The sequence below is a fragment of the Gordonia sp. OPL2 genome (assembly GCF_003797825.1).
In the GTDB taxonomy this organism is placed as follows: Bacteria; Actinomycetota; Actinomycetes; order Mycobacteriales; family Mycobacteriaceae; genus Gordonia.
Genome location: NZ_RKME01000008.1, coordinates 118,191 through 135,880 on the forward strand (window position 1 = coordinate 118,191; position 17,690 = coordinate 135,880).

At 66.6% G+C, this 17,690-nt stretch carries 18 protein-coding genes; 10 read left to right on the forward strand and 8 right to left on the reverse strand.

What is annotated here, in order from left to right; all coding sequences use genetic code 11:
• Position 1: 1 nt before the first annotated feature.
• Both EEB19_RS10890 and EEB19_RS10895 read right to left on the reverse strand, forming a co-directional pair.
• Positions 2–907, reverse strand: a complete 906-nt coding sequence (locus EEB19_RS10890; RefSeq protein WP_187586048.1) for an enoyl-CoA hydratase — start codon at positions 905–907, stop codon at positions 2–4.
• A 59-nt stretch (positions 908–966) separates the two neighbouring features.
• On the reverse strand, positions 967–2,040 hold the full coding sequence (locus EEB19_RS10895; protein WP_262365572.1) for a beta-galactosidase: 1,074 nt from the start codon (positions 2,038–2,040) through the stop codon (positions 967–969).
• 241 nt (positions 2,041–2,281) lie between these two features.
• Here EEB19_RS10895 and EEB19_RS10900 point away from each other — a divergent pair, with 241 nt between their 5' ends.
• The 5 genes from EEB19_RS10900 (at position 2,282) to EEB19_RS10920 (ending at position 4,963) form a co-directional block, all read left to right on the forward strand.
• Positions 2,282–2,593, forward strand: coding sequence for a WXG100 family type VII secretion target (locus tag EEB19_RS10900; protein ID WP_187586051.1), 312 nt, complete (start codon positions 2,282–2,284; stop codon positions 2,591–2,593).
• A complete protein-coding gene (locus EEB19_RS10905; RefSeq protein ID WP_187586052.1) occupies positions 2,593–2,889 on the forward strand; it encodes a WXG100 family type VII secretion target in 297 nt (98 codons plus the stop codon). The genes EEB19_RS10900 and EEB19_RS10905 overlap by 1 nt, the downstream gene beginning before the upstream one ends.
• Positions 2,889–4,169, forward strand: a complete 1,281-nt coding sequence (locus EEB19_RS10910) for a colicin D family protein (protein WP_187586054.1) — start codon at positions 2,889–2,891, stop codon at positions 4,167–4,169. The genes EEB19_RS10905 and EEB19_RS10910 overlap by 1 nt, the downstream gene beginning before the upstream one ends.
• Before the next feature lie 36 nt (positions 4,170–4,205).
• Positions 4,206–4,562, forward strand: coding sequence for a hypothetical protein (locus EEB19_RS10915; protein ID WP_187586056.1), 357 nt, complete (start codon positions 4,206–4,208; stop codon positions 4,560–4,562).
• Between the two features lie 92 nt (positions 4,563–4,654).
• Entirely contained in the window at positions 4,655–4,963 is a 309-nt protein-coding gene (locus EEB19_RS10920) for a hypothetical protein (RefSeq protein WP_187586058.1), read from the forward strand.
• Positions 4,964–5,118: 155 nt separating this feature from the next.
• Here the strand turns inward: EEB19_RS10920 and EEB19_RS10925 are convergent, their stop codons facing one another.
• Positions 5,119–5,589 carry a hypothetical protein gene (locus EEB19_RS10925; RefSeq protein ID WP_187586060.1) on the reverse strand — a complete coding sequence of 157 codons (471 nt, stop codon included), beginning with the start codon at positions 5,587–5,589 and terminating at the stop codon, positions 5,119–5,121.
• Positions 5,590–5,816: 227 nt separating this feature from the next.
• Complete coding sequence (locus EEB19_RS10930; protein ID WP_187586062.1) at positions 5,817–6,728, reverse strand: IclR family transcriptional regulator; 912 nt, start codon at positions 6,726–6,728, stop codon at positions 5,817–5,819.
• Positions 6,729–6,778: 50 nt separating this feature from the next.
• Here EEB19_RS10930 and cysD point away from each other — a divergent pair, with 50 nt between their 5' ends.
• The 3 genes from cysD to EEB19_RS10945 are packed head-to-tail and all read left to right on the forward strand — an operon-like array spanning position 6,779 to position 10,329.
• A complete protein-coding gene (gene cysD, locus EEB19_RS10935) occupies positions 6,779–7,723 on the forward strand; it encodes a sulfate adenylyltransferase subunit CysD (RefSeq protein WP_262365573.1) in 945 nt (314 codons plus the stop codon).
• Positions 7,723–9,561, forward strand: coding sequence for an adenylyl-sulfate kinase (gene cysC / locus EEB19_RS10940; protein WP_187586064.1), 1,839 nt, complete (start codon positions 7,723–7,725; stop codon positions 9,559–9,561). The genes cysD and cysC overlap by 1 nt, the downstream gene beginning before the upstream one ends.
• A 9-nt stretch (positions 9,562–9,570) precedes the next feature.
• Entirely contained in the window at positions 9,571–10,329 is a 759-nt protein-coding gene (locus tag EEB19_RS10945; RefSeq protein WP_187586066.1) for a 3'(2'),5'-bisphosphate nucleotidase CysQ, read from the forward strand.
• A 90-nt stretch (positions 10,330–10,419) separates the two neighbouring features.
• Here EEB19_RS10945 and EEB19_RS10950 read toward each other — a convergent pair whose 3' ends face one another.
• From EEB19_RS10950 to eccA, 3 genes are read right to left on the reverse strand one after another with little or no spacing between them, the layout of a single operon-like run.
• Positions 10,420–10,905: a GAF domain-containing protein gene (locus tag EEB19_RS10950; protein WP_187586068.1), complete on the reverse strand. Its 486-nt coding sequence runs from the start codon at positions 10,903–10,905 to the stop codon at positions 10,420–10,422.
• Between the two features lie 52 nt (positions 10,906–10,957).
• Entirely contained in the window at positions 10,958–11,356 is a 399-nt protein-coding gene (locus EEB19_RS10955) for a hypothetical protein (RefSeq protein WP_187586071.1), read from the reverse strand.
• A complete protein-coding gene (gene eccA, locus EEB19_RS10960; RefSeq protein WP_187586073.1) occupies positions 11,353–13,131 on the reverse strand; it encodes a type VII secretion AAA-ATPase EccA in 1,779 nt (592 codons plus the stop codon). The genes EEB19_RS10955 and eccA overlap by 4 nt, the downstream gene beginning before the upstream one ends.
• Before the next feature lie 137 nt (positions 13,132–13,268).
• Between eccA and purL the strand changes: the two genes are divergently transcribed.
• Entirely contained in the window at positions 13,269–15,590 is a 2,322-nt protein-coding gene (purL, locus tag EEB19_RS10965; protein ID WP_187586075.1) for a phosphoribosylformylglycinamidine synthase subunit PurL, read from the forward strand.
• Between the two features lie 16 nt (positions 15,591–15,606).
• On the opposite strand, the gene EEB19_RS10970 is transcribed toward purL, so the two are convergent.
• Positions 15,607–16,461, reverse strand: a complete 855-nt coding sequence (locus EEB19_RS10970; RefSeq protein ID WP_187586077.1) for a glycerophosphodiester phosphodiesterase family protein — start codon at positions 16,459–16,461, stop codon at positions 15,607–15,609.
• 108 nt (positions 16,462–16,569) lie between these two features.
• Here EEB19_RS10970 and EEB19_RS10975 point away from each other — a divergent pair, with 108 nt between their 5' ends.
• On the forward strand, positions 16,570–17,649 hold the full coding sequence (locus EEB19_RS10975) for a diacylglycerol kinase (protein ID WP_187586079.1): 1,080 nt from the start codon (positions 16,570–16,572) through the stop codon (positions 17,647–17,649).
• Positions 17,650–17,690: the final 41 nt, after the last annotated feature.

Here is a 17,690-nt window from a genome sequence, read left to right on the forward strand (position 1 = left end):
GTCAGCTCCCCTGTCCGGACGAGGCCTTCATCGACTTGGCATCCATCCCGCCGAGCGAGTCACCACCGGATTCGGCGTTGGCCGCATGGGCGAAGTGGTGCCAACCGAACACCGAATCCATCGAGTTGCGCAGTCCCATCTGGTCTTCGCAGATGTTGACCGCCTTCTTGCTGAGGAACAGGCCCTGCAGGGGCATCGCGACCATCTTCTCCGCGATCGCATCGACCTTCGCCGACAGATCGTCGCGCGGGACGACGTGGTTGACCATGCCCCACTCGGCGGCCTGCGCTGCGGTGAACCGTTCGCCGGTGAACAGGATCTCCTTGGCGCGACGGGTGCCGAGCGCATAGGCGTGCGCGAAGTACTCGACTCCCGGGATGCCCATGCGCGCGACGGGATCCGAGAAGAACGCGTCGTCGGAGGCGACGATGAAGTCGCAGACCCAGGCCAGCATGAGCCCGCCGGCGATGCAGGCCCCGTGCACCTGCGCGATCACCGGCTTCGGGATCTCTCTCCAGCGGCGGCACATGCCCATGTACACCTCGGTCTCGCGGGCGAGACGCTGATCGGCACCGGACTTGTCGGTGTGATCCCAGTGCAGTGAGGCGACGTTGTCGTAGTAGGTGTCGAAGTCGCGCTCGGGGGTGCCGATGTCGTGGCCGGCCGAGAAGTGCTTGCCGTTGGCGCGGAGGACGACGACCTTGACGGCGGGGTCGTCGACGGCCTTACGGAACGCCGCGTCGAGCGAATACGTCATCACCGAGTTCTGCGCATTGCGGTACTCGGGGCGGTTGAGCGTCACGTAGGCGACGGCGTCGTCGGGCCCACCGACCTCGTAGGCGATCGGGGCGGTGTCCGGGCCGAGGTCGTCGGGTCCGAGTGCAGGCGGGATGACGGCATCACTCATGCGATCGAGAGTAACCTAGCAAGTGCTTGGTTGGTAGGGAGGGCTGCGTCGGGGCGGGATCACGACGCCATGTGTTCGAAGAACGTCTTCCGTTTCCAGTCGGTGGTGTACAGCGCCCCGAAGTTCGCCTCACCCTGCGTGCTCCGCGTGTTGGTGTCGCGGATGGAGTAGACGAACGCGGGGCCCGCGTACTCGAGGCCGGCGATGGCGCTCATCACCAGCTCGATCTGTCGTGCCTGCTCGGCCTGGGTCACGTTGAACGCGCCGCCGAGTGTCGCCAGCCAGGCGGGACCCCACCGCGGCCCGGTCGGCGCACCGAACTCGGTGAACCAGATCTTCTTCGACGCGTCGCCCCTCGCGACCATGAGCGAGCGCACCGACGCGACGTCGAGCCAGCCTCGTGATCTCGCCCCGGCGAGGGTGCCGTCGCCGCCGGCGATATAGGGATGCATGGCCAGGGCGTCGAAGAACCCGTGTGCGCCCGCGGCGTACATCGCGGTGACGAAGGCAGGCGGGGCGTCGGCACCGTCGCCGCGCGACAGCCCGGCGGCGATCACCGGTGTCGTCGGCGCGACGGACTTCAGAGCCGGATATGCCGCTCGGAGGATCTTGGTGTAGCTCGCCGCACGATTCGACCACTGCCCGCCAAAGAAGGTCGGCAGGTTCGGTTCGTTCCAGATCTCGTAGGCATCGGTCTGGGAGCCGTAGCGCTGTGCGTACTGACGGGCGAAAGTCGCGAATGTGGCGGGATCGCGTGGCGGCGCGGTACGGCCGACGACGCCGGCGCGGCCGTTCGCCCACGTCGGGGCGAACGTCAGGTTGGCGAGGATCCTGATGCCGCGGGCCTGCGCCTGGTCATAGATGTAGTCGAGGGTCGACCAGTTCGGTTTGCCCCGCTGCGGCTCGATCCGACTCCAGTCGACGCCGAGCCGCATCCACGAGCCCCCTGCCTCCCGGATCGCGTCGAGTTCGCGTGTCGTGTCGGCGCGTCCGTTGGTGAAGATCATCGCGCCGCCGTCGCTGAACCCGTATCCGGCGGCCGGGATCGTCGGCCTGGCCTGGGCGGGAGCCGCCGACCACGACACAATCGCGAGCGTCATCGCGATCACGAAGATCAGACTTCTGCTTCTCATGGAGCTCCCCGACGTCGGCACCGTCTGCTGTGCAGGTCACCCGCCATGCCAGCGGTTCTCCGGCCGTTGCGCGAGGGATGTCGATGATCTGTGACGAAGACGTGATGGTGGGGCAGGTGTCCTTCGGGTGATCGATGTCTCATTTCGAGAGTGGAACCTGCGCGTGTTGTGCCGCGTCCAATGTGTGACCGGCCATTGAGAGCCATGCTGTCGAACCAATGATGTGGGGGCGTTGAGTCAGATGGGTTCACCGGATTCAGAGGTCTCGGTCGACCTCGATGATGTCGCGACGATCGCCAGGGTCCTCGCCTCGATGGGGGAAACCTCGCGGGATGGATGGAACGTCCTGCACAAGACCGCGGACCTGTTGCGCGAGGGGTGGATCGGTCGACGCGGAGATACTTTCGAGACCGAGTTCGCCGAACTGCGCAAGCGTGTGGAGAGTGCGCTCACTCGGCTCGACGAGATTCCTCCAAAGTTGACGAACGCGGCCCGGACCTTCGAAGCGGAGGACTCTCGCTCCGCCTACGAACTCGAACGACTGGTGTTGTGATGGCCGGCCGGTTGGTCTTCGATCTCGAACAGATCCGCGACGGCAAGCGGCGATTCGACTCATTCCGGTCGGAACTCGAATCGGCGACGAAGCGGGTACGGGGAGAGTCGGTGCGGTCTGAGGTCACTTTTCGCGGTGAGTCGGGCGACAGATTCCGCGAACTGGCCGAGGAGTGGCTCGGTTTCTCCAAGGAGCTCGACGCGGCGCTGGGCGCGCTGTCGGATTGGCTCGGCGACGTCGGCGACGGTTACGAGAAGGCGCACAAGATCAACCGTTCGATGTTCGGCGGTAGCTGATGCCAACGGACATCGTCTACGAGCGGTACTTCCAGATCGCACGCGCAGCCGATGACGCCTCCAGGCATCTTGCCGATGGCGCAGCGGTTCTGACCTTGTCACTCGCGGGAACCGGGTCGATGGCGGGCTCCGACGTCGCAGGCAGGCAGTGGGGGACCGAGTACGACGCCGGCGCAAGGACGATGATGTCCGGGATCACCGGCACGTCAGCCGCACTGGTGTCGTTCTCCTCCAGGGTGAAGCAGACGGCCTACAACTGGGCGGAGTCGGACGGCCTCACCGCGGCGCCGGGTGAACACCATGTCACCGGTGTGACACCGATCGTGGCGGATTCGCTGCCACCGCCGAGTGCTGTCGGTGACTCGGGCGCGGGATTACAGGGTGTGATCGATCTGGTCGGTGAGATCGGTGTACCGGTTCCGAACGGCGACACCGGAAAGCTCGTCAGTGCTGCCGACGCGTGGAACGCGTATCTCGGAGGCGGTGTCGCTTCGGCGATTCGCTCGATGGAGAGCGGGAGCCGCGTCATCGCGGATGATCGGAGCCCCGAGATCGACCTGATAGAGGGGGAGTTCACCACTCTCACGGCCGCGGTCGCCGAGGTCGACGCCGGCGTACGGCACCTCGGGGTGGCGAGCGGCGAGTTCAAGAAGACACTCGACGACCTTCGCAATGACATCAAGGACGCCGTCGAGCAGATGATCGTCGAGCAGGTGGCGGCCACCGCGGTCGGCATCGCGCTCAGTTTCGTGACTGCCGGTATCGCGACTGCGGCGGGTGTCGGAGTGGCAGCGTCGAGAATCGCGTCCACCGCACGCAAGATCAAGGGCTTTATCGACCTGATAAAGAACACCGCCAAGCTCTCGAAGACCGGGAAGAAGGTGGGGCACGGGCTGTCTGAGCTCAAGACCAAGATCGACGAGATCGCAGGGCGATCCCCGAAGACCCTGAGTGGGAAAGCAGACGATCTGCCCAAGCCGGTTCCGAAGTCGGTGCAGGACACGATCGACTATGCGCGGAACCCGAACAATTACAAGCACGTGACCGACAACCCGGAGCACGGATTGCAAGACCTGATTGCGCAGTACTCGTCGCCGGCCGACTTTGTCGAGGAGTTGTCGGTGAAGGCTCGAGAGCTGCCAGGCCTTACGCCGGGGACACCGTATGGTAGGTCGAACCCGCTGACCGTGGTCATGAACGGGACACCAGTCACGGTGCGTGGCTATCTCGATCCGACAGGCGCTTTCAAGATAAGTACCGCGTTCATTCCACCCGCATGAGTATGACGAACATTCGCACCGAGGGAGAGAGGGAACATGGCTGCACGGCCGCTCGACGCTCGTGAGGCAGCGATCCTTGATCGGATCGTCCAGTTGGTGCCAGGCGGCGCCGGAAAGGATCTTGCAGCGCAACTCGGTGGACTGAGAATTGTCGAGAGCGAAGATCCGACGCACCGCTTCTGGCAGTTCGACAATAATGCGACTCGGCGTGCCGAGATCTCTGATGGGCCGCTGCCGGTGTCGGCTGAGGTGTGGGAGGCGCAGACGTTTGAGGGAGAGATCATTGTGTTCGTGAGGGAGGGACTTCTCAGTTCATTCGAGTTTGCCTGGGTCACACAAGATCCACCCAGTGGCCTGCCCGATGCAGATTCTGTCAGGTACTACGCGGGATGAAACGAGAACCTGCGCCAGAACCGAGGCGAAGGTGTGGAGTCATCGACCGCACACGTGAACTGACTCCCGACAAAAGGCGTCTGGTCAACTGATTGATCGACGTGCTGCGCCAGTCGGAGCGTGGTGTGCTTCGAAATCAGCTGGCAGAGGCGTCGGTGGTCGGCGGCGATTCGCCGGTTCAGCTGCCGATCGCCGTCGACTCGGTTGACGAAACTGACTCGTCGTCCGACGGACTGTTGCCGGTCGCCGCTCAGGTCCGTGATGGAGGGCGCTACCTCGGCGATGTGCTGCTGTACGTGATGGATGGTCGGATGTCGTTACTGGAGTTCGCCTGGGTGACCGATGTAAGGCCCTCCGCCTTCCCGCGTCGCGACTCGATTCTCATCGAGGCTGCGAAGTAGCTCGTCCTCGTCCGGTCGCCCGCATGAGGATCACCCCAGAGCGGAGGTAAGTGGATTATCCACTTATCGGCGCTCTCTGGTGACTCTCATGCGGCCGATGGGTTGCCCTCACTTCGTCGACGTATCGATGAGGGAAGTCGGCCCTGCAGCTCGGGTCACCCCACCCGCATGGTGCCGCTGCACGCTGTACTGGGGATGGCCCACAATGCATTCCGGTTCACGGCACTGAACGTGACGCGTACTGTGCCCGGTCCGGTGTTCACATGGAACGTCGGGCCGCCGACGTAGAGGCCGATCGATGCGGCGTTGACGGAGGTGCCCTTGCGGCCAGTGGTCAGGTTGTGCCAGTCCAGCCGTCCGACCGACTGATAGCCGCCGGTGGGAATCCAGAAGCTCGACACATCTCTCACTCGGGCGACGACCCGGCCACGGCCTTCCGGACTGACGAAGAGGCGGGCCGTGCTGAATGGCTGGTCGACGATATTCGGGCTGACTCCCCAGCAGCGCTCGAGGGGGACCACGGTCTCCGCGGACGCGGTACCGGTCCCGGCCGTGGCGAGGCCGATCGCCGCGGTGGCGGCCAGTAGGGCGCCGGCGAGCCGGGTGCGGGTGGGCCGTGATCGCATGTCTGTGTCCTTCCGTGGGAACGGGTGCTGCCCAACGATTCGTGACGGATGCGTCCCATGTTTCACGACTGCCGGAAACGTGATGCTTCTGTGGCCTGGATGTCGTCCTGTTGACGGACACGGTCATGCGATGTGCATCTGTCCCAGATGACACGTCGGCGAGGCGCCAGGCCCGCACCGTGCGCCGATCGGTCGCTGAGGTGTCAGTGGGGACAGCGGCGTCCCTGTCACGCCAGGTGCGCGGAGATCTCGTCGGCCGCCGACCGTGTCGCGGCGGCGAGGTCGCCGAGGTCGCCGACGGACAGGGTCGTGTTGGGGCAGGCGACGATCGACGCCACCACCCGCTGCGTGGCGTCGACAATGGGTGCGCCGACGGTCACCGCAGCGATGTCCCCGTGGAGTTCGTCGGGCAGGTAGTCGGTGACCGACAGCTCGGTCAACAAGTCACCGACCCGCGCGCGCAGGCTCTCCGACATCGTGTCCAGCGAACTGAGGGCCTCCACCATGGCGACATGATCGTCGGTCATCCGCTCGATCGAGTAGCCGCGCTCGGCGATCACATCGAGGACCATCCGCAAGCGGGTGCGCGTCGGCTCCGGAGCCTGTGCGATCCAATCAGCCCGGGCCTGCGCCGGCTCCCAGGCGATGAACTCACGGCAGATGGGTGGGCGCAGTCGGATTCGGCTCCCGTGACGGAACCACGGCGAGGGTTCGGAGCCGTCGGACAGATGTGCCGGCACCGCGTGCGCGGCGACGGTGATCATGTCGGCCGAGGTCCGTCGCGCCACGAAGCAGGCGATGCCGAAGCGGTCGCTCAACTCGTGTGCGGCCGACGACGCCCAGCGGTTGAGGAGATCCGCGCTGCCGGCGGTCCGGGCGAGGGCGACGAATCCCGGTCCGATGCCGAAGGTCCCCGCCGCCGGTTCGCGGATCAGCCAGCCCCTCTCGACGAGTTCGCCGACGATCGCGTGTGCAGTGGCGCGCGAGAGTCCGGTCTGACGGACAATCTCGGCAAGGGTCAGCGACGGCTGGTCCGCACCTGCCAGGAGTTCGACGATGCGCACGACCCGGGTCGTCGGAGGTGAGGCGGCGCGCGATGGTTGACGCGCGTCGGAGGAGTCACCTACGGTTTGTGTCACATAGTCAATACTTAGTGTCGAATATTCGACATGTCAAGGAGATGGTCACGGTGCCGAGCACGACCGACGCGGGAGATCACCGCGTGCACCACGGGTATGAACTGACGCACCTGGCGGCCCTCGAGGCCGAGTCCGTGCACATCATGCGAGAGGTCGCGGCGACCTTCGAGCGGCCGGTGTTGCTGTTCTCCGGCGGTAAGGACTCGGTGGTCATGTTCCACCTGGCGCGCAAGGCCTTCTGGCCGGCGCCCGTCCCGTTCCCGCTGATGCATGTCGACACCGGCCACAACTTCGACGAGGTCATCGAGTATCGGGATCGAGTCGTCGAACAGACCGGTGTGCGTCTGGTCGTCAGTTCAGTGCAGGACGACATCGACGCGGGTCGCGTCGTCGAGGACACGGGGCCCGGCGCCAGCCGCAATCGTCTGCAGACCACCGCCCTGTTGCGCGGGATCACCGACAACCGGTTCGACGCGGTGTTCGGCGGCGCGCGCCGGGACGAGGAGAAGGCCCGCGCCAAGGAGCGGGTCTTCAGCTTCCGCGACGAGTTCGGCGCCTGGGACCCGCGTGCGCAACGACCGGAGCTGTGGCGGCTGTACAACGGGCGCCATCACAAGGGTGAGCACATCCGGGTCTTCCCGTTGAGCAACTGGACCGAACTCGACATCTGGCAGTACATCGGCACCGAGGACATCGAGCTCCCGCCGATCTACTACGCGCATGAACGCGAGGTGATCCCCCGGGACGGCATGTTCCTCGCGAAAACTCGTTTCCTGCAGCAGTATCCGGGTGAACAGGTGCAGACGGCGACGGTCCGGTTCCGCACCGTCGGTGACGCGACGTGCACCGGCTGTGTGCTGAGTGACGCAGATACCAATGACAAGGTGATCTCGGAGATCGAGATCACCCGGGTCACCGAGCGGGGGGCGACACGCGCCGACGATCGGATCTCGGAGGCGGGTATGGAGGATCGCAAGAAGGAAGGCTACTTCTGATGCCGAAGGAACTGTTGCGGCTGGCCACGGCGGGGTCGGTCGACGACGGCAAGTCCACTCTCATCGGACGCCTGCTCTTCGACTCCAAGAGCATCTTCACCGATCAGCTCGAGTCCATCGAACGGACCAGTGCCGAGCGTGGCGACGAGTATGCCAATCTGGCGTTGCTGACCGATGGGCTGCGTGCCGAACGGGAGCAGGGCATCACGATCGATGTCGCCTACCGGTACTTCACCACGCCCCGACGCAAGTTCATCATCGCCGACACCCCTGGTCACGTGCAGTACACGCGCAACATGGCGACAGGGGCGTCGACCGCGGATCTCGCGATGATCCTCATCGACGCCCGCAAGGGTGTGCTGGAACAGACCCGGCGACACGCCTTCCTGTCGTCGCTGTTGGGCATTCCGCACCTCACCATCTGCGTCAACAAGATGGACCTGGTCGATTGGTCGCAGGATCGGTTCGATGAGATCGTCGACGACTTCGTCTCGTTCGCAGCCAAATTGAACGTGACCGATCTGACCTTCATCCCGTTGTCGGCGCTGGCGGGGGACAATGTCGTCGAGCAGTCGGTGAACATGCCGTGGTACGAGGGCCGACCGCTCCTGAGTCACCTGGAAAACGTCTACATCGCGTCGGACCGCAATCTCATCGACGCCCGCATGCCCGTGCAGTACGTGATCCGTCCGCAGCGCAGCGACGGCGCAGACCACCGCGCGTACGCGGGCACGGTTGCGGGCGGGGTGTTCGCGCGCGGAGACGAGATCGTCGTCCTGCCAGGTGGTTTCAGCACCACGATCACCGAGATCTGGGGCCCGGGCGGTACGAAGGTCGACGAGGCGTTCGCGTCGATGGCGGTCTCGATGGAACTCGCCGACGAGATCGACATCGTCCGCGGTGACATGCTCGCGCGCCCGAACAACCGCCCGTATGTGGGCCGCGACCTCGACGCGATGGTGTGCTGGTTCTCCGACGACACGGAACTGCGGAGCGGTAACCGTTACCAGCTGATGTGCGGGACCCGGCTGACGAGGGCGCAGATCGGCGGGCTCAACTACCGCCTCGACGTGAACAGTCTGCATCGTGACGAGTCGGCGGACTCGTTGAAGCTCAATGAGATCGCCCGGATCACCCTGCACACGCAACAGCCGATGCTGTTCGATGCCTACCGCAAGAACCGTGAGACCGGGAGCTTCATCCTGATCGACGAGGCGACGAACAAGACCGTCGCCGCCGGGATGATCACGGCGCCGGTCAGTATGGACAGTCATGTGGTGTGGCAGACGACGAAGGTGGCCCGCGATCAGCGCGCGCACCAGGGCGCGACGATCTGGCTGACCGGTCTGTCGGGGTCCGGGAAGTCGTCGTTGGCCACCGAACTCGAGCGGCGGCTGGTCGCCGAGGGGCGCCCCGCATATCTGATGGACGGGGACAATCTGCGTCACGGCCTCAACTCGGATCTCGGCTTCTCCGACGACGACCGGCGCGAGAACATCCGACGGACCAGCGAGGTCGCCGCCCTCTTCGCAGACTCGGGAAGTGTCGCCATCGTCTCGCTGATCAGTCCCTTCGCCGAAGAGCGTCAACGCGCTCGGGAGATCCACGCGGAGCGGCGCCTGCCGTTCTTCGAGATCTTCGTCGACACCCCGCTCGACCTCTGCGAACAGCGTGACCCGAAAGGGTTGTATGCCAAGGCTCGTCGTGGTGAGATCAGTCAGTTCACCGGCATCGACTCGCCATACGAACGGCCGCAGAATGCCGACATCGTCGTGTCGCCGTCGGATGGATCACCCGCGGAGGTGGCCGACTCGGTCATCCGCAATCTGGGACTGTAGAGGAGAGACGTGGCGACCGACCGTGCACTCGCCGGTGAACTGGCAACGGCTGCAGGCGAATTGTTGATGGACATCCGCGCCACGAGCGGGCTGACGGGCAAAGAGCTCGGCAAGGCCGGCGATCTGCGGTCCAATGAGCTGTTGCTGGAGAGACTGGCTGCCGAGCGGCCCGACGACGCGGTGCTGTCGGAGGAGTCCGCCGACGACAAGAACCGGCTGTCGGCGGACCGTGTGTGGATCGTCGACCCGGTGGACGGCACCCGCGAGTACGGCACCGACGGCCACACGGACTGGGCCGTGCACGTCGCACTCTGGTCCGCGGCCGACGGCCTCATCGCGGGGGCGGTCGCGCTTCCGGCCCTGGGCATCACCTATCTCGACGACGACACGACGGTCGCTCCGGTGGAGGGGCTCGCGGCCTCACCCCGGACCGACCGGCCCCGTGTGGTGGTGAGTGCCTCTCGGCCACCGGCGTTCTCACAGGCGGCCGCCGACGCCATCGGGGGCGAGGTGCTGCAGATGGGATCGGCCGGCGCGAAGGCGATGGCCGTCGTCCGCGGTGAGGCCGACGCCTACGTCCACGCGGGCGGTCAGTACGAATGGGATTCCGCTGCACCGGTGGCCGTCGCGCAGGCCAAGGGCCTGTGGTGTGGTCGCATCGATGGTTCGCCGCTGGTATACAACCAGGACGACACCTACTTGCCCGATCTCGTGATCTGCAGGCCGGAGTACCGCGACGCGATCATCGCGGTCACCGCCGCGGGGTGATCGGGTCTGGGGCGGGACCCTTCGTGACAGCCCTCCGCTGGCGCTTCGGGCTTCCTCAGGGATCGGGTTGGGCTGCTGGGGAGCGGGCGGTCAGCTGATCGACTCGACGAGAATCTGCGCGATCGATTCGAGGCCGCGCTGATCGCTCTCGAAGAACCGGTCCGTGATCGGGCTGTCGAGATCGAAGACGCCGATCAGCTCGTCGCCGCGCACCAGCGGGACGACCACCTCGGAACGGCTCGCCGCGTCGCACGCGATGTGGTCGGGTACGGCATGGACGTCGGCGACCCGTTGTGTGGCGCGCGTCCGGGCCGCGGCTCCGCAGACTCCGCGGTCGAGTGGGATCCGTACGCACGCGGGCTGTCCCTGGAAGGGACCCACGACCAGCTCGGTGCCGTCGAAGAAGTAGAAGCCCACCCAGTTGACCTGCGGCAGAGCGTGATACACGAGGGCTGACAGATTGGCGGCATTGGCCACGAGATCGGTCTCGCCGGCCACCAGGGCGCGTGCGGCGTCGGCGAGTTCGGTGTACTGCGCGCTCGGGTTCCCGGCGAGGGTGGGGACGTCACTGCTCATGGGACCAGGGTAATCATCTCGATCATGCCCGGGACCGTTGTGTGCGCGGTGATCAGTTCGGGCCGCCACGGCGGAGCATGTCCGCGAGGGTGGTGTCCGGCTGCCCGGTGCACAAGACCGAGAAGATCCGGGCGACGGGAACGAAGTTGCGCGTCGCACCCAGCGCCTTCAGCACGGCGACCTGCGTGGACAGGTCGAGGTCGACGAACTCGCGGCAGGTCATCGTCGCCGAATTGGCCGGAGCGGGTACGTCTCGCACCGTGTCGTCGGGCGGCGGTGCGAACGACGGCGGCCGGGTGGGATAGCTGGGGTTGGAATAGCTCGGAACAGACGAGTATGTCGTCGTGGAGGTCGGCGGTGCCGGGTCGGCGATTGGCGTGCCGTCGACGGTGCACCCCGCGATCAGCAGGGCCATACCGAGAGCGGACGTGAGCGCCGCGCCGCGCCTCATCGCTGCAATCCCGACAGCACGCTGCGTATCGCGGTGCGCACGTCGTCGACCTCGATACGCATCAGGTCGTCCTGGGTGAGCGACTCGAGGTCGCCCATCGTGGAGAGTCGGTACTCGCGCTCCTCCTCCGCCGCCTCCACGACGTTTCGGATGAAGCGTCCGTTGCCCGCGATGTCGGTGGCGCGTCGGGAACCTGAGATGTCTTCGCGCACATCGTGGTACAAGGGAGTGCAGGCCTGTTCGAGCTCGCTCATCGCCTCGGGTGTGAGGAGTGAGTCCCGTCGCTTCGCGATGAAGTCGCCGATCCGTGCCAGTTCGTCGGGGGTGTAGGACTCGAACCGCACCCGGCGGGCGAACCTCGAGGACAGTCCGTCGTTCGAGCGCAGGAACCGGTCGATCTCCCCGTCGTACCCGGCGATGATCACGACCAGCCGATCCCGGTCGTCCTCCATCCGCGCCAGCAGCGTGTCGACCGCCTCCTTGCCGAAGGCGTCACCGCCGGTCAGTCCCTGCTGGATCAGCGTGTAGGCCTCGTCGATGAACAGCACCCCGTCCATCGCCGAGTCGATCACCGCCGACGTCTTCGGGGCCGTCGAACCCAGGTGCTCACCGACCATGTCGCGTCGCGTCGCCTCGATCACCTTGTCGGTCTTGATGAATCCGAGTCCGCAGTAGATCTTGGCGACGATGCGCGCGACCGTCGTCTTGCCGGTGCCGGGCGGTCCGGTGAACGCGAGGTGCAGGCTGCGGGCCGAGGTGGTGAGTCCACGGTCGGCGCGCACCTTGGCGAGCGTGGCCGCCGACTGCAGTTTGGCCACCTGCTCCTTGACGGAGTCGAGGCCGATCTGGTCGGCGAGCTCGCGCTGGGCCGCGGTGACCATCTCGGTCATCTCTGGCCCACCGGCGTTGTCGGCGACGAGGGTGTCGGCGGCGTCGGCCGCCGATGTCGGGTCCCATGGATCGCGACGGTCGGCGATCTGGTCCGGGGTGGTGATGACGAGGCGGAAGCTGGGAGACTTCAGCGCCTGGCCGGCCGCCGAGTTGGGGTTGCGCGCGTACGCCTGCTCGAACATCATCCGGGCTTTGTCTTCCTGACCTTGTTCGCGGAGCGCCATGCCCATGACGAACATCGCGTCACCGACGAGCGAGGGCAGTGGACCGTCGATCGCGGTCTGTAGGCGGCGCGTCGCCTCACCGAACATCCCGAGTTGCGCGCACGCCGCTCCGGCCATGAAGTCGGCGGCCACACCGAGGAAGCCGTCGTCCCATCGATCGGAGCGGTGCAGAGCGGTCAGGACGTCGGGCCATCGCTGTGCACGCGTGAACAGATACCCCTGCACGTACTCCACGATCGGAACCCGGTGCGCGGCCGGGATCTCGTCGAGCACGTCCTGGGCGCCGGCGAAATCCTCCCCGCGTGCCAGCGACGATGCGTACGCCGCGGTCGCGGTGGTGGCGTCCGACAGCGGGTAGGTGATGAACGGGTCCACCGTCCACCGGCCCGCCAACGTCCGCTGCGGCAGCCCGAGACGACGCTGCTCGTGCCCTATGCCCGATCGGGTGCGGTAGAGGGCCAGCAACACCTCGTCGGTGTTCTCCCCGCACGCCAGACGTCCCAGCCAGGCGTCGGCCATCGACGGGTCCCACTCGCTCGCGCGGGTGAACGCCTTCGCCGCCTGTTGCGGGTTGTTGACCGGCTCCTGACCCTCGACGGCGATGCCCAGCGACAGCACACCCAGTTCGAACAGTTGCCGGGCCTTGCGGACGTCGGCCATCTATGGTCCCCCCAGACGCATCTTTCGTGCAGGTCACGTCGTCACCGGCGACCTGACCGTGTCAGGGGCCCAGCCTAGCGTCGAGCCCGATCACGCCACCACACGGCCATGCGGGTGCCTCACCTACACTTGTCAGAGTGAGTGCGCAGGTGGATACCGTTTCAGCCGCAGCCGGCAGCCCCGATCAACCCCAGCCGTTCCGAGAACTCGGACTGAAGGACGACGAATACGCGCGGATCCGTGAGATCCTCGGCCGTCGACCCACCGACGCCGAACTCGCGATGTACTCGGTGATGTGGTCGGAGCATTGCAGCTACAAGTCGTCGAAGGTGCACCTGCGGTACTTCGGTGAGACCACCACCGAGGAGATGCGTGCGAGCATGCTCGCGGGCATCGGTGAGAACGCCGGCGTCGTCGACATCGGCGACGGCTGGGCGGTCACCTTCAAGGTCGAGTCGCACAATCATCCGAGCTACGTCGAGCCGTATCAGGGCGCGGCGACCGGCGTCGGCGGCATCGTCCGCGACATCATGGCGATGGGCGCCCGCCCGATCGCGGTCATGGATCAGCTGCGGTTCGGTGCGGCGGATGCGCCGGACACGCGTCGTGTCGTCGACGGCGTCGTCCGCGGCGTCGGCGGCTACGGCAACTCCCTCGGCCTGCCCAACGTCGGCGGCGAGACCGTCTTCGATCCCAGTTACGCGGGCAACCCGCTGGTGAATGCGCTGTGCGCAGGCGTCCTGCGCACCGAGGATCTCCACCTCGCATTCGCCTCGGGCGCGGGCAACAAGATCATCCTGTTCGGTGCGCGTACCGGACTCGACGGCATCGGCGGCGTGTCGGTGCTGGCGTCGGAGACGTTCGACGACGCGGACGCCGGGAGCGAAGCGAGCGGGTCCAATGACGCAGGGAGAACTCGACCTAGTCGCAAGAAGCTGCCGAGCGTGCAGGTGGGCGATCCGTTCACCGAGAAGGTGCTCATCGAGTGTTGCCTCGAGCTCTACCACGCCGGGCTCGTCGTCGGCATCCAGGATCTCGGCGGTGCCGGTCTGTCCTGCGCCACATCTGAGCTGGCCGCCGCCGGCGACGGCGGCATGCACATCGACCTCGAGAAGGTGCCCATGCGCGCCGAGGGCATGACCCCCGCCGAGGTGCTCTCGAGCGAGTCGCAGGAGCGCATGTGTGCGGTGGTGACGCCGGAGAACGTCGACGCCTTCCTCGCCGTCTGCCGGAAGTGGGATGTGCTCGCGACCGTGATCGGTGAGGTCACCGACGGCGACCACCTCGTGATCACTTGGGACGGAGAGACCGTCGTCGACGTGCCGCCCCGCACCGTTGCGCACGACGGCCCCGTCTACGAGCGGCCGGTTGCCCGGCCGGAGTGGCAGGACGGCGTCATCGAGTCGACGTCAACCCCGCTGGAGCGGCCCGACACCCCGCACGCGCTGCGCGACACCGCCCTGCAGATGCTGGCCTCGCCGGCACTGTGCAGCCGCAAGTTCATCACCGAGCAATACGACCGCTACGTCCGCGGCAACACCGTGCTCGCCGAGAACGCCGACTCCGGCATGGTCCGCATCGACGAGTCGTCGGGACGCGGCATCGCACTGGCCACCGACGCGTCGGGCCGCTACACGTTCCTCGACCCGTATCGCGGTGCGCAGCTCGCGCTCGCGGAGGCCTACCGGAACGTCGCGGTCTCGGGTGCCGCGCCCAAGGCCGTCACCAACTGTCTCAACTTCGGGTCACCGGAGGACCCGGCCGTGATGTGGCAGTTCCAGCAGGCCGTGCGGGGACTCGCCGACGGTTGCGCGCAGTTGGGCATCCCGGTCACCGGCGGCAACGTCAGCTTCTACAACCAGACCGGTTCGACGGCGATCCTGCCGACGCCCGTCGTCGGAGTGCTCGGTGTGATCGACGACGTGCACCGTCGCGTACCGACCGGATTCGGCACCGAACCGGGGGAGACCCTGATCCTGCTCGGCGAGACGCGCGATGAGTTCGACGGGTCGATCTGGGCGCAGGTCGCACACGACCACCTCGGCGGCGTTCCGCCGCAGGTCGATCTCGAGCGTGAGCGGCTGCTCGCCGACATCATGGTGGCGGCCTCGCGCGACGGACTCGTCTCGGCCGCGCACGATCTGTCCGAGGGCGGGCTGTTCCAGGCTGTCGTCGAGTCGGCGCTCGCCGGTGAGACCGGCTGTCGCATCCTGCTTCCCGAGGACGCCGACCCGTTCGTGTGGCTGTTCTCGGAGTCGTCGGGACGTGCGGTCGTCGCCGTCCCACGCACCGAGGAGTCGCGGTTCACGTCCATGCTCGACGCCCGCGGGATGCCGTGGGTCCGCATCGGTGTCGTCGACCAGGGCAGCGACTCGGTGTCGGTGCAGGATCAGTTCGAGGTCACCCTCGACGAGCTCCGCGAGGTCCACGAGGCCACCCTGCCGGCTCTGTTCAGCTGAGTGCGGTTCGCCACGCTCAGGCGATCAGCGGCTCGACCGCGGCGAGAATCCCCTCCGCGTCGTCGGTGGTGATCTGGTCGACGCGCAGCTCGACGAGCCGTAGCACGTCGCGGATCGACGCGTCGTCGGCGGCGTACACGGTGTAGGCATCGACCGTGCGTCCGCGGCCGTGGAACGCCTTCACGAGGTCGTGCCCACGCCGGTCGGCGTCCAGGACGAGCCGTCGTTCGAGATAGACCATCTCCGCACGGGGCGAGGCGGCCACCGCCGCGTCGGCGAACTCGTCGAAGCGTCCGGAGCGCAGCACGCGGTCGACGGCACCGCCGTGGCACGGGTCGAAGCCGATGCGGATGTCGGGGACGGGGTCGGTGAGCAGGGCGACGGCCTCGGCGTCGCCGCAGGACAGTATCGCGCTGCGTGCGAAGGGTGTGACGGCGTCGGCGAACGTCGCGATCGCGCGCTCGTCGAGGTCGGCTGCGGTCTCCTTGAAGTCCAACTGCAGCAACGCATCCCGATGCACGTCGACGTCGGACAGGACCTCGGCGAGGTCCTCGATGAGCAGCACCGGCTGGTCGAGGGGAGTGCCGTCGTCGGACCGGAGGAAGAGCGCTCGTATGTGGTCGGCGGAGAGCTGCGAGATGGTGCCGCGGCCGGTCGTGCCGTGGGCGACGTCGCGGTCGTGGAGGACGGCGAATCCGCGGCCGGCGTGGATCACGAGGTCGATGTCCACGGAGGCGCCGACCGTCATGCCCTCGACGATGCGGCGCGTCGTGAATGCCGGGTCGCCGGCCCGACGACGGGCACGGTGCCACTTGAGTGCGGTCGAGTGGCCGTCGCGGACGATCGCCACCGGAGCAGAGGAGTCGGTCACGGTCCTCGACGCTACGTGAGCTCGGCGAACAGCGGGTGTCGTGGAAGGGCAGTCGTCGACCGCGCGAAAACACCTCCCGAGAATTGAAACATGTTCTACTTTGGGGGCATGACTCTTCGTGTTGTCGAGTGGTCGACAGGAACCGTGGGACGCCATGCCATCGCCGGAATCGACGCCCACCCCGATCTGGAACTCGTCGGCGTGTGGGTCTCGGACCCCGCGAAGGTGGGCCGGGACGCCGGGGATCTCGCCGATCTGGGGCGCGAACTGGGCGTGACGGCCACGAATGATCGCGACGAGCTGTTGGCGCTGCGGCCGGACTGCATCGTGCACACCGCGATGACCGATGACCGCATCTTCGAGGCCATCGACGACCTGATCTCCTTCGTCGAGGCCGGGATCAACGTGGTGTCCAGCGGTCCCGTCGTGCTGCAGTTCCCCCAGGGCATCCTGAACCAGGACCTGCTCGACCGCGTGGCCGCCGCCGGGCGGACGGGCAACGCGAGCCTGCACGTCAACGGGATCGATCCCGGATTCGCCAACGACGTCCTGCCGCTGGCGATGACCAGCCTCTCGCAGCGCATCGACGAGATCCGATGCCTGGAGATCGCCGATTACTCCACCTATTACCAACCCGTGGTCATGAAGGACATCTTCGGTTTCGGGCAGCCGATGGACGCCACGCCGCTGCTCCTGTTGCCCGGGGTCCTGTCGATGGGCTGGGGCAGCGTCGTCCGTCAGCTCGCAGCCGGGCTCGGCCTGACGCTCGACGAACCGCTGATCGAACGGACCGAGCGCGTGGCCGCCGACCGCGACTACCCGACGGTGTCGGTGGACATCGCCGAAGGAACCATGGCCGCTCTGCATTTCGAGGTCGTCGGACAGGTCGACGGTGTCGATCGCATCGTGCTCGAGCACTACACACGCACTCACCCCGATCAGTGTCCGGACTGGCCGACGCCGGCCGAGGGCGACGGCTGTTACCGCATCCTCATCTCGGGCGAGCCCGAGATGAAGGTGGAGTTCTCCCACCACGGCGAGAACGGTGACCACAACGTGTCGGGCATGATCGTGACCGCGATGCGGCTGGTGAATTCGGTTGCCGCGGTGGTGGATGCCAAGCCCGGACTGGTGACCGCGCTGGACCTGCCGATGGTGTCGGGGCGGGGGTTGGTCGCCGGCGGGTGAGGCCGTTGCCGGCGTAGCGAATATCGTCGCCCGCAGACGGT

Excerpts from the sequence above, each read along its gene's own strand:
- EEB19_RS10890 (WP_187586048.1), bottom strand. The coding sequence starts at position 907 with ATGAGTGATGCCGTCATCCCGCCTGCACTCGGACCCGACGACCTCGGC.
- EEB19_RS10895 (WP_262365572.1), bottom strand. The coding sequence starts at position 2,040 with ATGAGAAGCAGAAGTCTGATCTTCGTGATCGCGATGACGCTCGCGATT.
- EEB19_RS10900 (WP_187586051.1), top strand. The coding sequence starts at position 2,282 with ATGGGTTCACCGGATTCAGAGGTCTCGGTCGACCTCGATGATGTCGCG.
- EEB19_RS10905 (WP_187586052.1), top strand. The coding sequence starts at position 2,593 with ATGGCCGGCCGGTTGGTCTTCGATCTCGAACAGATCCGCGACGGCAAG.
- EEB19_RS10910 (WP_187586054.1), top strand. The coding sequence starts at position 2,889 with ATGCCAACGGACATCGTCTACGAGCGGTACTTCCAGATCGCACGCGCA.
- EEB19_RS10915 (WP_187586056.1), top strand. The coding sequence starts at position 4,206 with ATGGCTGCACGGCCGCTCGACGCTCGTGAGGCAGCGATCCTTGATCGG.
- EEB19_RS10925 (WP_187586060.1), bottom strand. The coding sequence starts at position 5,589 with ATGCGATCACGGCCCACCCGCACCCGGCTCGCCGGCGCCCTACTGGCC.
- cysC (WP_187586064.1), top strand. The coding sequence starts at position 7,723 with ATGCCGAAGGAACTGTTGCGGCTGGCCACGGCGGGGTCGGTCGACGAC.
- EEB19_RS10950 (WP_187586068.1), bottom strand. The coding sequence starts at position 10,905 with ATGAGCAGTGACGTCCCCACCCTCGCCGGGAACCCGAGCGCGCAGTAC.
- EEB19_RS10955 (WP_187586071.1), bottom strand. The coding sequence starts at position 11,356 with ATGAGGCGCGGCGCGGCGCTCACGTCCGCTCTCGGTATGGCCCTGCTG.
- eccA (WP_187586073.1), bottom strand. The coding sequence starts at position 13,131 with ATGGCCGACGTCCGCAAGGCCCGGCAACTGTTCGAACTGGGTGTGCTG.
- EEB19_RS10975 (WP_187586079.1), top strand. The coding sequence starts at position 16,570 with ATGACTCTTCGTGTTGTCGAGTGGTCGACAGGAACCGTGGGACGCCAT.